We start from the raw sequence: 15,036 nt of genomic DNA, 5'->3' as shown, positions 1-15,036 counted from the left end.
CCCGTGCAATGATATCACTTGCAGTGTGTTTCAATATGTATATACATAATTGCCGCCGATTGAAACGGAAAAGATAATGGCTGGAGAGAGCAAAAGCCGGGCAGGGGAGGTTCGCCTCTGGCGCAATGCGCGCCTGGCAACCATGGCTGAAAGCGTCGCCGGACTTGGCATCGTCGAACACGGTGCAATCGCCGCACGCGATGGCGTGATCGTCTATGCCGGCCCGGAAGCCGACATGGCGGCAGCACTTTTGCAAGACGCCGAGATTGTCGATTGCAGGGGCCGCTGGATCACGCCCGGCTTGATCGACTGCCACACCCATCTGGTCCATGCCGGCAACCGTGCCAACGAATTCGAGATGCGGCTGGCCGGCGCCACCTATGAAGAGGTCACCAAGGCCGGCGGCGGCATCGTCTCGTCGGTCAAGGCGCTGCGCGCTGCCAGCGAGCACGAACTGGTTACGCAGTCGCTGCCGCGCCTCGATGCGCTGATCGCCGAGGGCCTCACCACCATCGAGATCAAGTCGGGTTACGGGCTCGATCTCGAAAACGAGCAGAAATCGCTGCGTGCCGCGCGGCTCCTGGGCGAACATCGTCCAGTCACAGTAAGGACGAGCTTCCTCGGGGCTCACGCGCTGCCGCCCGAGGCGAAAGGCGACAAGGACGCTTTTATCGACCGGGTCGCAAAAGAGATTTTGCCGGCCGTCGCTGCCGAGGGCCTGGCCGATGCCGTCGACGGCTTTTGCGAAGGCATCGCCTTTTCGCCCGAGCAGATTTCTCGCGTGTTCGACGCGGCGAAAGCAGCAGGCCTGCCGGTCAAGCTCCATGCCGAACAGCTGTCCAATCTGCATGGCGCGGAACTCGCCGCACGATATGGCGCGCTATCGGCAGACCATCTCGAATACACTGACGAAGCGGGTGCGGCGGCGATGGCGAAGGCAGGAACCGTGGCGACGATCCTGCCCGGCGCCTATTATTTCATCCGCGAGACCAAGAAGCCGCCGATCGGCCTGTTTCGCCAGCACGGCGTCAGAATGGCGGTCGCCACCGACTGCAATCCCGGCACTTCGCCGCTGACCTCGCTACTGCTGACCATGAACATGGCGGCGACTCTGTTCGGTCTGACCGTCGACGAATGCCTTGCCGGTGTCACCCGCGAGGCCGCACGCGCGCTCGGACTGCTCGGAAAAACCGGCACGCTGGAGGCTGGAAAATCAGCCGACATGGCGATCTGGGACATCGAGCGCCCGGCCGAGCTCGTCTACCGCATGGGCTTTAACCCGCTGCATGCCCGCATCTGGAGAGGACGATGAGCGAACTCAAACTCAAGCCGGGCAACACGACGCTGGCCGACTGGCGCGAAATCTATCGTGGCGCCGTGCCGAAGCTGGACGCTGCCTGCCGGCCAAAAATCAAGGCCAGCGCCGAGGCGGTTGCGCGGATCGTCGACCGGGGTGAGCCGGTCTATGGCATCAACACCGGCTTCGGCAAATTGGCCAGTGTCCGCATCCCCGCCGCCGACCTCGAGACCCTTCAACGCAACATCGTGCTGTCGCATGCTGCCGGCGTCGGCGAGCCTATGCCGGTTGCGATCACCCGGCTGATGATGGCGCTGAAGCTGGCCAGCCTGGCGCAGGGCGCTTCCGGCGTGCGGCCGCAGACGATCGAATTGCTGGAAGCAATGCTGGTCAATGACGTCATTCCGGTGGTGCCGGCGCAAGGCTCGGTCGGCGCCTCCGGCGACCTTGCTCCGCTGTCGCATATGACCGCGGTAATGATCGGCGTCGGCGAATGTTTTACCCCGCATGGCCGGTTCCCGGCCAAGGTCGCCTTTGTCTCGCACGGGCTGGAGCCGGTCACGCTTGGCGCCAAGGAAGGGTTGGCGCTGCTCAACGGCACGCAGTTCTCGACCGCCTACGCGTTGGCCGCCCTGTTCGACACCGAAGTGCTCTACCAGTCGGCGCTCGTCACCGGTGCGCTTTCGACCGATGCCGCCAAAGGCTCCGACGCCCCCTTCGATCCGCGCATCCATCTCCTCAGGAAGCATCCTGGCCAGATCGAGGCGGCCGAGGCGCTGCGCAACCTGATGGCCGGCAGCGCCATCCGTGAATCGCACCGGGTCGGCGACGAGCGCGTGCAGGATCCGTACTGCCTGCGCTGCCAGCCGCAGGTGATGGGCGCTGCGCTGAGCGTGCTGCGCCAGGCCGCCGACACGCTGGGCACCGAGGCCAACGGCGTCACCGACAATCCGCTGATCTTCGCCGAGGACGACACCGCGCTTTCCGGCGGCAATTTCCATGCCGAGCCGGTGGCCTTCGCCGCCGACATGATCGCACTCGCCGTCTGCGAGATCGGCTCGCTGTCGGAGCGGCGCATCGCCATGCTGGTCGACCCGGCGCTGTCCGGCATGCCCGCATTCCTGACGCCGAAGCCCGGGCTGAATTCAGGTTTCATGATCCCGCAAGTGACGGCGGCAGCACTCGTCTCGGAAAACAAGCAGAAGGCGTATCCGGCCAGTGTCGATTCGATCCCGACCTCGGCCAATCAGGAAGACCACGTCTCGATGGCAGCACATGGCGCGCGCCGGCTGATCGGCATGGTCGAGAATGCGACGGCGGTCGTCGGCATCGAATTGCTGGCCGCCGCGCAAGGCTGCGATTTCCATGCGCCGCTGGCGTCGAGTGCGCCGCTCGAAGCGGTGCGCAGGCTGGTCAGGGCCGAGGTGCCGCATCTCGACAATGACCGGCATTTCCACCCCGACATGGAAAAGGCCATCGCCATGGTGCGCAGTGGCGCTGCGGTGAAGGCAGCGGGCGCGGTGGCACTGCCGGGAATTGCGTCGTGAGAGCGCACACGTCGATAGGTCGCGATCCTTCGCGCCGCAGAGCGCCAGCGCGGGGGGATTTCTCATGACTTTACCCTCCTGGCTCACCGTCACCCAAGGCACGGCACCCCTGCTGGTCTCGATCCCGCACACCGGCATCGATCTCGCCGGTCTTGAGGACCGGCTGGTGTCGCCCTGGCTCGGCCGCCGCGACGCCGACTGGTGGATCGACAAGCTCTATGACTTTGCCGAAGACCTCGGCGCGACGGTGGTGCATACGGCGATCTCGCGCACCGTCATCGACGTCAATCGTGACCCGTCCGGCGCATCGCTCTATCCCGGCCAGGCGACGACCGGGCTCTGCCCGACCGAAACGTTCGATGGCGATCCGCTTTATCGCGCCGGAGAGGAGCCTGGACCGCCGGAGGTCGACGAGCGCCGCGAAAAATACTTTGTGCCTTACCATGCCGCCTTGCAGGCCGAGATCGACAGGCTACGCGCCCTGCACCAGAAGATCGTCGTCTATGACTGCCACTCGATCCGTTCGGTGCTGCCGCGGCTGTTCGAGGGCACGTTGCCGGTGTTTAATCTCGGCACCAATGACGGCAAGAGCGCCGATCCGGCCTTGCAGGCAATGGTCGACGAGATCCTCGCCGGAACCGGCGAGACATACGTGGTGAATGGCCGCTTCAAGGGCGGCTGGATTACGCGCAATTTCGGCCAGCCGCAAAACGGCGTCCATGTGCTGCAGATGGAACTCTCCAACCGCGGCTATATGCGCGAGCCCGAGGGCAAGGGGACGCCCGACAATTGGCCGGTGCCTTACGACCCCGCTTTCGCCGCGCCGATCCGCGCTACGCTGAAGCGGATCCTGGAAAGCGCGATTGCCTGGGTCGGGCGCTGACGCTCCGCCGCACAGCTCATTCGAAAGGAAAAGTGACGCCATGACCGATCCTCGTCATAACATCCGCGAAGTCCGCAGCCCGCGCGGCAGCCAACTCAACGCCCGCACATGGCTGACGGAAGCGCCGTTGCGCATGCTGATGAACAATCTCGATCCCGACGTCGCCGAAAACCCCAACGAACTGGTCGTCTATGGCGGCATCGGCCGGGCGGCGCGCACCTGGAACGACTTTGATCGCATCGTCGCCTCTCTGAAGACGCTTGGAGATGACGAGACGCTTCTGGTGCAGTCCGGCAAGCCGGTCGGGGTGTTTCGGACTCACACCGATGCGCCGCGCGTGCTGATCGCCAATTCCAACCTCGTGCCGCACTGGGCGACATGGGAGAAGTTCAACGATCTCGATAAGAAGGGCCTGATGATGTACGGCCAGATGACGGCCGGCTCGTGGATCTACATCGGTACGCAAGGCATCGTGCAGGGCACCTACGAGACCTTCGTCGAGGCCGGCCGCCAGCATTATGGCGGCAATCTCAGGGGCAAATGGATCCTGACCGGCGGCCTCGGCGGCATGGGCGGCGCCCAGCCGCTGGCCGCGGTGATGGCCGGCGCCTGCTGCCTGGCGGTCGAATGCGATCCCGACCGCATCGATTTCAGGCTGCGCACCCGATATGTCGACGAACGCGCCGACACGCTCGACGAGGCGCTGGAAAAGATCGAGCGCTGGACCAGGGCCGGCGAGGCGAAATCGGTCGGTCTGGTCGGCAACACCGCCGACATCGTGCCGGAACTGGTGCGGCGTGGCGTGCGCCCCGACTTGGTCACCGACCAGACGTCGGCGCATGATCCGCTCAACGGCTATCTGCCCAAGGGCTGGTCGCTCGCCGAATGGCGCGAGAAGCGCGCCAGCGACCCGAAGGCGGTCGAAAAGGCGGCGCGCGCGTCGATGCGCGAACATGTCGAGGCGATGGTGGCGTTCTGGAACGCCGGCGTGCCGACGCTCGACTATGGCAACAACATCCGTCAGGTGGCGAAAGAGGAAGGGTTCGAGAACGCCTTTGCCTTCCCGGGTTTCGTGCCGGCCTACATCCGACCGCTGTTTTGCCGCGGCATCGGCCCGTTTCGCTGGGCAGCCCTCTCAGGCGATCCCGAGGATATCTACAAGACCGACGCCAAGGTCCGCGAATTGACGCCCGGCAACACCCACCTGCACAACTGGCTCGACATGGCGCGTGAGCGCATCGCGTTCCAGGGTCTGCCGGCGCGCATCTGCTGGGTCGGTCTCGGCGACCGCCACCGGCTCGGCCTCGCCTTCAACGAGATGGTGGCGAAGGGCGAGCTCAAGGCGCCGGTGGTCATCGGCCGCGATCATCTTGATTCCGGCTCGGTTGCCTCGCCGAACCGCGAGACCGAATCGATGAAGGACGGCTCCGACGCCGTGTCCGACTGGCCGTTGCTCAATGCGCTGCTCAACACCGCCTCCGGCGCAACCTGGGTATCGCTTCATCATGGCGGCGGCGTCGGCATGGGTTTTTCGCAGCATGCCGGCATGGTCATCGTCGCCGACGGCACACGCGAAGCGGCCAAACGCCTGGAGCGGGTGCTGTGGAACGACCCCGCAACCGGCGTCATGCGCCACGCCGATGCCGGCTATGACATCGCGATCGACTGCGCCAGGGAGCACCAACTCAACCTGCCAGGCATTCTCGGCTGAGCCGCGCCTTGCGCATTCTCAGGGCAGCCGAATACCGGTCTATGCCGTGGAAGAACGGCGGCGGGGTGACGACGGAAATCGCCGTCTCGCCCGCAGGTGCTGCGCTCGACGATTTCGACTGGCGCATCTCCATGGCTCGCGTTGAAAGCGGCGGGCCATTCTCCGGGTTTGCCGGAGTGGACCGAACCTTGGCCGTGCTGGAAGGCGAAGGGATCATCCTTGATATCGCCGGCCGCCCGGCGGCTACGGTGACCAAAGCTTCCGCCCCACTTTCCTTTCCGGCCGATGTGCCGACGCAAGCGGCGCTGATCGCCGGTCCGATCACCGATCTCAACGTCATGACGCGGCGCGGACGGATGACCCACGCCGTCGAACGGGTTGTGATTTCCGCTCCGATGGACATCCAGTCGGCGGCCGATACGACCCTCATCCAGTGTTTTGACGGCGAGATCACGATTGCCGGCGCGGCGCCTGTCCGCATCGGGCCGCGCGACACGCTGTTGCTCGGGCCGGACGCCCTAAAATGGCGCCTGGAGCCTGCCCGAACGGCGACGCTGTTCGTGATCAGCATCGAACGGGTTGCTGCAAACGATTAACGCCTGTTTCGAAACATGATCGCAACACCGGCGAAATTTGCCGTAAGCTCAAGCCCACATCACGAAAAAGCCCGAATCCTTCCGTCGATCAAGTCCCGACGGCAGCGAGGGGATGATCGTCTGAAAGTTGTGGTGGGAAAACAAACTTTCGGCCCATGTTTCGATGCAACCAATTGCATTTGAATCGGTTTTAGGGACATTGCCGTGGCGGTGACGCTGCTACGCGTCCCCCATACGGAATTTTCAATGAATATCCAGACGAATCCCACCCAAATGGAAAAAACGAGCGCGGGCTTCCCGGCCATTACAGAAGAGCCGATACGCTCCAATTTCCTGCCGGAAGAGCGCCTGCGCACGTTGGGTGCAAGCCTCGCCAAGGGTGACGTCAAGGATCTGTTCGGCCTGGAGTCGTTCGATTTCCAGCCACGCGTCCGCGACAGCGCCAGCAAGATCCTCGAAGTCTACCGCTCGACCAATGCCGCGCAGGCGAGAGGCGAGACGATCACGCCGGCGGCGCAATGGCTGCTCGACAACAACTATCTGGTCGAAGAAACCATCTTCCAGGTCAAGCGCGACCTGCCGCGCCGTTTCTATCGGCAGTTACCGACCCTGAAACTGTCCGACGGCGCCAGCGTGCCGCGCGCCCTTGCGCTGGCCTGGACCTATGTCGCGCATTCGGACAGTTCCGTCTCAGCGACCATGTTCAAGGCGATCGTCGAAGGCTTTCAGTCCGTCGAGCCACTGAAGATCGGCGAACTCTGGGCGCTGCCATCGCTTCTGCGCTTCGTTCTGATCGAAAATCTTCGCCGGATCGCGGTCCGGGTCAGTCGTACCCGCCAGATGCGCCAGATTGCCAACGAGGTCGCCGACCGCGTGCTGGCGATCGACGACAGCGCCGACCGTCAGGCGATCCTGTCGAACTACGTCGCCCATGCACAGGACACCACCTTTGCCACCCAATTGCTCTACCGCCTGCGCGACGGGTCGCAAAATGCCGGCAGGGCGTTGGAATGGCTGGAGGGCGAGCTTGAAAAGTCCGGCTCCGATGCCGAGGAAATCATCATTAGCGAGCATCGCACGCTGTCCGGTGGCAATGTAACTACCGGTAACATCATCCGCGGCCTCAGGCTCATCAACGATATCGACTGGACGGTTTGGTTCGAAGGTGTCAGCCGCATCGACACCTTGCTGCGCGAGCGCACCGATTTCGCCGCACTCGATTTCTTCTCGCGCGACCAGTACCGGACCGCGATCGAGGAGTTGGCGCGCCGCTCCGATCGTTCCGAATTCCGCGTCGCTGAAAAGGCGATCGAACTCGCCGGCCATGCCGCTGTCGCCGATACCACCGTCACCGGTCCGACCGTTCACACCGACGTCGGGTTCTTTCTGGTCGGCCCGCGCCGCCTGGAACTGGAAAGGGCGATCGGCTATCGGCCGACCATCAGCGTCACGACCAAACGGGCGTTCCGCAAGACCGGATGGCTGGGCATTGTCGTGCCGGTGTTCGCGCTGACGGTCCTGCTTCTGGTCCTCTCCGGCAACGCCCTTGCCAATCTCGGCCTGGCCATACCGTCGATCGTCTTGATGCTGGCGCTGTTTGCCGTGCCGGCCAGCGAAGGCGCGCTTGCCTTCTTCAACACCGTCGTATCGTTGTTCCTGAAGCCCACCCGCCTCGTCGGCTACGACTACAGACGCGGCATGCCGCCCGAGGCGCGCACGCTGGTGGTGGTGCCGTCGCTGATCGGCTCGCGCGACGACGTCGAGGAGAACATCCGCAACATCGAAGTGCATCACCTGGCCAACACCGCGGACGAAATCCATTTCGCTCTGCTTTCGGACTGGCCGGACAGCAAAACCGAAATCGATGCGGCGGATATTGAGATCCTCCAATATGCTCGCGACGAGATCGCACGGCTGAACGCCCGCTATCCCAGCGAAGGCGCGCCGCGCTTCTACGTCCTGCATCGCCGGCGGCTCTACAATGAATCCCAGGGCGCCTGGATGGGCTGGGAACGCAAGCGCGGCAAGTTGCACGAACTGAACCTTCTGCTGCGCGGTGACAGCGACACCACCTTCCTGCCGCTGGATGTGTCGTTGCCTGAAAACGTCATCCATGTGATGACGCTGGACGCCGACACGCGCACCACCCGCGATGCCGTCGCCAGTTTGGTTGGCAAACTTTGCCATCCGCTCAACCGCCCGCATTACGATACGGCAAAGCGCGTTGTCACCGCCGGCTACACCATCCTGCAGCCGCGCATCACCGCCTCGCTGACCAGCGGCGACGACGCGTCCTTCTTCCAGCGCGTCTTTTCCGCCAATCGCGGCCTCGATCCCTACGTATTTGCCGTCTCGGATATCTACCAGGACGTCTTCGGCGACGGCTCCTTCACCGGCAAGGGCCTCTATCACGTCGACGCCTTTGAAGCGGCGCTGAAGGGCCGCATCGAAGAAAACACCATCCTCAGCCACGATCTGCTCGAAGGCGCCTTGGCACGCGCGGCGCTGGTCACGGACGTCGAACTGGTCGAGGACTATCCGACCCGCTATTCGGTCGACGCGTCGCGCCACCATCGCTGGGCACGCGGCGACTGGCAGCTTCTGGGCTTCATTTTCGATCCACGCTCCGGCGTGCCGGCGCTGTCGCGCTGGAAGATGATCGACAATCTGCGCCGCTCGCTGACGCCGATCTTCTGGGTGATGGCGGCGATCGCCGGCTGGACGTTGCTGCCTTTCACGCAGGCCGCGCAATGGCAGGCGCTGTTGATCCTCACACTGTTCATGGCGCCGACATTCGACATCGTCCACGCCATCCTGCCGAAAAGCGGCGACCAGACGCCGCGCGGCCATTTCTCGGCGCTGGCGCGCGACGTTGTGTTCGGCACCGCCCTGGTAGCGCTGAAGATCGTGCTGATGGCGCATCTGGCCTGGATGATGGGCGATGCCATCATTCGCACGCTTTACCGTTTGTTCGTCACTCGGCAGAACCTGCTCGAATGGCGCACTGCCTCGCAGGCGCACAAGAACGGCGACAACGATCTCGGCTCCTATTACGGCATAATGTATGGCGCAGTGATTGTCGGCGTGGTCGGTCTTGCCATCCCGGTTCTGGCCGATTCCACCGGAGCTTTCGTTGCCTTCTTCTTCGCGCTGTTCTGGATCGGTTCGCCGGCCTTCGCCTTCTGGATCAGCCGCTCAGCCGAAACCGAGGACCGTTTGCGCATATCGGCGGCTGACATCCATGCGCTGCGTACGGTTGCGCGGCGCACATGGCATTATTTCGAGACCTTCGTGACGGCCGAGCATCACAATCTGCCGCCCGACAATTTCCAGGAAAGTCCGGCGCCTGTCGTGGCGCCCCGCACCTCGCCGACCAATATCGGCGTCTATCTCCTGTCGGTGATTTCGGCGCGCGATTTCGGCTGGATCAGCCTGTCCGACGCGACCACCCGCATCGACGCGACGATGTCGACTATCGAGAGCATGCCGCGTGAGCGCGGCCATCTCTTCAACTGGTATGACACGACGACGCTGAAACCGCTCTATCCGCTCTACATTTCCGCCGTCGATAGCGGCAATCTTGCCGGCCATCTGGTGGCGGTGGCGGCCGCCTGCGCCGAATGGGCGGAAGCGCCTGCGGTCCACCTTCAGGGCGACTTCGAGGGTATCCTCGATACGGTGACGATCCTCGACGAAAGCCTGGCGGAGTTGCCTGACGACCGTCGCCAGTTGCGGCCGTTGCGCCAGCGGCTCGCCGATCGCCTCGACGGCATGCGGCGGGCGGTCGAATCGATCAAGGCACAACCCGAGATGGCATCGATCCGAACCATCAACCTGGCCGTTCTGGCCGGCGAGATTCGCAAGCTCGCCATCGCCATCCATACCGAGGCCGTATCGACACAGAGCGACACCATCGCCGACTGGGCGGCGAGACTGGAAGCCACCTGCGAAGCGCATGTCCATGACGCGCATAGCGACGACAATGCCGTCGAAGCCTTGCGGGCCAAGCTTCTTTCGTTGCGCGAGCGCACGCGTCGCTTCGCCTTCGAGATGGATTTCTCTTTCCTCATGCGGAAGGAACGCAAGCTTCTGTCGATCGGCTACCGGGTCGAGGAGCATCAGCTCGACGAAAGCTGCTACGACCTCCTGGCTTCCGAGGCGCGGCTGACCAGCCTGTTCGCCATCGCCAAGGGCGATCTGCCGACGGAGCACTGGTTCCACCTCGGCCGGCCGATCGTCGAGATCGGGTTCAAGGGCGCGCTGATGTCCTGGTCAGGCTCGATGTTCGAGTATCTGATGCCGCCGTTGGTGATGAAGGAGCCGCAAGGCAGCATCCTCAACCAGACCAGCAAGCTCATCATCAAGCGTCAGATCCAGTACGGCCGCTCGAAGAACGTGCCCTGGGGGATTTCGGAAGCGGCCTACAATGCCCGCGATCGCGAACTGACCTACCAGTACACCAATTTCGGCGTGCCCGGGCTGGGCCTAAAGCGAGGTCTTGGCCAGAACACGGTGATTGCGCCTTATGCGACCGTGCTGGCGGCGCAGTTCACCCCGCGTGAATCGGTGCAGAACCTGGCCAGGCTGAGGCGGCTCGGCGCCCTTGGCCGGCACGGCTTCTACGATGCGGTCGATTTCACGCCGCAGCGCGTGCCGGAGGGCACCGACCATGTCGTTGTGCTGAACTACATGGCCCACCATTCCGGCATGTCGATCGCCGCCGTTGCCGACGCCATCTTCGAAGGACGCCTGCGCGACCGCTTCCACAGCGATCCGGTGATCGAGTCGGCCGAGTTGCTGCTGCAGGAAAGGGCGCCGCGCGACATCCCGACCGCCACCGTCAGGACCGAGGCCGACGAACGGTCGAAGGACGAAACGGAAGTCGAGAGCCCCGATACGCGCATCGTGCTCGATCCGCTCAAGGCGCTGCGTTCGACCAGCGTCATGTCCAACGGCCGCTACTCGGTCATGGTCACCGCGACCGGCTCCGGCTATAGCCGCTGGGGCGAGCTTGCCGTCACGCGCTGGCAGCCGGATCCAACCGAGGATCGGCTTGGCTCCTATATCTTCCTGCGCGACGCCGGCACCGGCGACTGGTGGTCGGCCACCGCCGAGCCAAAGCGTGCCACCGACGAAGAAGTGCAGACGCTGTTCTCCGACGACAAGGCGAGTTTCATCAAGTCGGTGGGATCACTGCGTTCGGAGGTCGAATGCATCGTCATCTCGGAAGGAAACGGCGAAGGCCGGCGGGTGACGCTCTACAATGACGGCCCCGTCGATCGGCATATCGAAGTGACCTCCTTTGCCGAACTGGTGCTGGGCTCCGACGCATCCGACAATGCGCACCCGGCCTTCTCGAAAATGTTCGTGGAAACCGAAATCGCTGCGAATAACGGGGCGATCTTCGCCACAAGACGCAAGCGGGAAACGGACGAGCCTGATGTCACCATGGTGCATTTCGTCACCGACCCGTCTGGGTCGACGCGCGACGCCGAAGCCGAGACCGACCGGCGAGCCTTCATCGGCCGCGGCCGCACCATTGTCGCGGCCGCCGCCTTCGATCCCGGCGCCAAGCTTGGCGGCCATTCCGGCTTCACGCTGGATCCGGTCGCAGCACTTCGCCGACAGGTGCGCGTGCCGGCCAACAAGAAGATATCGCTGACCTTCTGGACTGCCGTCGGCGCCAACCGTGCCGAACTCGAAGATGCCATTGCGCGGCTCGATCATCCGGAAGCCTTCGCCCGCCAGGCGATGCTCGCCTGGACCCGCTCACAGGTGCAGACCCGTCATCTCGGCCTCAGCCTTGCCGATGCCGCCAATGTGCAGAACCTGGCGCGCTATCTGATCTATCCTGATCCGTTCCTGCGCCTTCCGGCCGAATCGATCGCTTCCGGGCTCGGCAAGCAGTCGGGCCTGTGGCCGACCAGCATATCCGGCGACTTTCCGATTTTCCTGGTCAGGATCGGCGATGTCGCCGATCTCGAAATCGTTGCCCAGGCGCTCCGCTTCCAGGAATATATGCGCGCCCGCGGCATGATGATCGACTTTGTCGTCGTCAACGAGCAGGCTTCATCCTACGTGCAGGATCTGCAACGGGCAGTCGAGACGCTGTGCGAAAACAGCCGCCTGCGCGGCAAGGAACTCGGACCCCGCCAGCACATCTTCGCGGTGCGCCGCGATCTGATGGACGAGACGACCTACAAGACGCTGCTCGCCGTCGCCCGCGTCGCCCTGCACACGCGAAACGGCACCATCTTCGATCAGATCGAGCGCGCCGAGGCCGCTGCGCTGCAAGCGCGGGACGCTTTGCAGCCGACAGGTGCAGCAGCGCTTCGTGAACCGTCTCCGCCGGCGCCACAGACATGGGCTGCCCAGGCCTCGGTCGAAGGCGGCGCCGACGGCAGCGGGCTCAACCAGTGGAACGGCTTTGGCGGCTTCGAAGGCGATGGACGCCACTATGTCGTGCGCCTTGCTGGCCGGCGCATGACGCCGCAGCCCTGGATCAACGTCGTCTCCAACGCCTCGTTCGGTTTCCATGTTTCGGCTGAAGGCGCTGCCTTCACCTGGAGCCGAAACAGCCGTGACTATCAACTGACGCCGTGGGCGAACGACCCGGTCACCAACCGGCCCGGCGAGGGCATCTATATTTACGATCATGCCAACGGCCGGGCGTTCGCGCCGCTGGCCGCAGTGGTGCGCGATCCCGCCATGACCTACGAAACATGGCACGGACAGGGTTTTTCGACCTTCCGTTCGAAGCGCGGACCGCTGTCGATGGACCTGACCCATGTGGTGGATCCTGTCGATCCGGTGAAAATCTCCCGATTGCGCATCCAGAATTCGGGTTCGGTGCCGGCGCGCCTGCGCGTTTATGCCTACGCGGAATGGGTTCTTGGCAGCCATCGTTCGCGCACGGCGGCGACCATCGTTCCATCCAGGGATGCTGCGACGGGCGCGTTGCTGGCGCAAAATCCCTACGGGCTCGACTTCAGCGAGCGGGTCGCCTTCCTGGCCGCCGACGGCGCGGCACACTCGGTGACGGCCGACCGCGGCGAGTTCATCGGTCGCCACGGCACCAGCGAACTTCCGCATGCCGTGCTCAGCGGCGCAAGCCTGTCGGGCCGCGTCGAGGCGGGCGACGATCCTTGTGCTGCAATTGCACGCGACGTCGACATCCCTGCCGGCGGCGACGTGACGCTGCTGTGGCTGCTCGGCGATGCAGCCTCTGCCGAGGAAGCCAGCGCGCTGGTACAGCATCATTGCAGCAAGGATTTCGATCAGCGGCTGGCTGACAATGAACGCACCTGGCGAGGGTTTCTCGACACCATCCAGGTCGAGACGCCGGACAAGGCGCTCAACGCAATGGTCAACCACTGGCTGCCCTATCAGAGCCTCGCCTGCCGCATCCGCGCTCGCTCGGCGTTTTACCAGGCGAGCGGCGCCTTTGGCTTCCGCGATCAGTTGCAGGACACGCTGGCCCTGCTTGTCCATGATCCGAAACTGGCGCGCGACCAGATCATTAACGCGGCGCGGCGGCAATTCCCCGAAGGCGACGTGCAGCATTGGTGGCTGCCGCGAACCGAGGCAGGCGTCCGCACCATGATTTCCGACGACGTGGTCTGGCTCGCCCATGCCACGGCACACTACTTGCAGGTGACCGGCGATACCGCGATCCTCAGGGAACAACTGCCCTTCATCGACGGGCCGCCTCTGGAAGAAGGCGAGCACGACGCCTTCTTCACTCCGGAGATATCGAAGAAGACCGCTTCACTCTATGATCATTGCGCACGCGCACTTGACCTTGCCATCAAGCGCAGCAGCTCCGCCGGACTGCCGCTGATCCTCGGTGGCGACTGGAACGACGGCATGAACCGTGTCGGCGAGCACGGAAAGGGCGAGAGCGTCTGGCTGGGCTGGTTCCTGCTGAAGACGCTGGGCGACTTTGCACCTGTCGCCAAGGCGGAAGGCGATACCAAGCGCGCGCAAGCCTGGACAAAACACGCCGACGTGCTGAGGCGGGCGCTGGAAAGCACCGCCTGGGATGGTGAATGGTATCGTCGCGGCAGTTTCGACGATGGCACGCCGCTGGGGTCGCGCGGTTCGCAGGAGTGCAAGATCGACTCGATTGCCCAGTCGTGGAGCGTGCTGTCGGGAGAGGGCGATCCGGCGCGGTCGACGACGGCGATGCAGCAGGCATTGAAAATGCTCGTCGACGACGAGCTCAAGATCGTCAAGCTTTTCACCCCGCCCTTCTCCAGGACGGAACAGAACCCAGGCTACATCAAGAGCTACCCGCCGGGTGTCCGTGAAAACGGCGGCCAGTACACCCACGCGGCGACATGGTTCGTCATTGCGCTCGCCGAAATGGGGCGCACCGACGACGCCTACCGCTGTCTCTCGATGCTCAACCCGGTCAACCACGCGCTCGACGAAGCCGCTGCCGAGCACTACCGCGTCGAGCCTTATGTCGTCGCGGCCGACGTCTACGCCGGGCAAGGCAAGGGCGGCCGCGGCGGCTGGACCTGGTATACCGGCTCGGCCGGCTGGCTTTACCGCGCGGCGGTCGAGGGCATCCTCGGCATTGAGCGCAGGGGCGAGCGCATCCAGTTCAGGCCGAAACTCCCCAGCCATTGGGATGGTTATACAGCAACGCTCAAGGTGCTGGGGGCCGAACTCAGGGTTCGCGTTGTCCGCGACGCCAAGGTCAAAGCCATCTCGCTTGAGGTAGATGGTAAAAAGACGAAGGCTTCGTCTTTCGAACCGAAAGCCGGCGACAATGCTGAGGTGGTCGTCAGGATACCGGCGTAGTTTCAAGGATTTGGAGCGTCTTTGCACGTCTTGGGGGCGCGCGTTGTTTAAGCGTGCTCTAGAAATTCTATTGCGCATGAGCTCTCCAAAAAGCCGATGCAGGCTTTTGTGATCCGTACATAACCAGTTGCTGATTAAAATTGCGGCAGTGCTTGCAGCCTGCCACGATTCTGCCGCAAGGCTGACATTTTACC

General features: G+C 63.8%; 6 protein-coding genes. All 6 read left to right on the top strand.

Going from position 1 to position 15,036, the window contains the following annotated elements; all coding sequences use genetic code 11:
* The first annotated feature begins 76 nt into the window (after positions 1-76).
* Positions 77-1,312: an imidazolonepropionase gene (hutI, locus tag BQ8482_RS10775; RefSeq protein ID WP_123147610.1), complete on the top strand. Its 1,236-nt coding sequence runs from the start codon at positions 77-79 to the stop codon at positions 1,310-1,312.
* Positions 1,309-2,844 carry a histidine ammonia-lyase gene (hutH, locus tag BQ8482_RS10770; RefSeq protein ID WP_123147609.1) on the top strand — a complete coding sequence of 512 codons (1,536 nt, stop codon included), beginning with the start codon at positions 1,309-1,311 and terminating at the stop codon, positions 2,842-2,844. Before hutI ends, hutH begins: the two co-directional genes overlap by 4 nt.
* Positions 2,845-2,908: 64 nt before the next feature.
* Positions 2,909-3,727: an N-formylglutamate deformylase gene (hutG, locus tag BQ8482_RS10765; protein WP_123147608.1), complete on the top strand. Its 819-nt coding sequence runs from the start codon at positions 2,909-2,911 to the stop codon at positions 3,725-3,727.
* Between the two features lie 40 nt (positions 3,728-3,767).
* Positions 3,768-5,438: a urocanate hydratase gene (gene hutU / locus BQ8482_RS10760; protein WP_123147607.1), complete on the top strand. Its 1,671-nt coding sequence runs from the start codon at positions 3,768-3,770 to the stop codon at positions 5,436-5,438.
* Between the two features lie 8 nt (positions 5,439-5,446).
* Positions 5,447-6,034, top strand: coding sequence for a HutD/Ves family protein (locus tag BQ8482_RS10755; protein ID WP_123147606.1), 588 nt, complete (start codon positions 5,447-5,449; stop codon positions 6,032-6,034).
* Positions 6,035-6,280: 246 nt separating this feature from the next.
* Complete coding sequence (locus BQ8482_RS10750) at positions 6,281-14,842, top strand: glycoside hydrolase family 94 protein (RefSeq protein ID WP_123147605.1); 8,562 nt, start codon at positions 6,281-6,283, stop codon at positions 14,840-14,842.
* Positions 14,843-15,036 lie beyond the last annotated feature (194 nt).

The organism is Mesorhizobium delmotii, from assembly GCF_900149755.1.
GTDB classification, from domain to species: domain Bacteria; phylum Pseudomonadota; class Alphaproteobacteria; order Rhizobiales; family Rhizobiaceae; genus Mesorhizobium; species Mesorhizobium delmotii.
The sequence above is the reverse complement of the archived record's forward strand: the minus strand, read 5'-3'. Positions and strand labels throughout refer to the sequence as shown.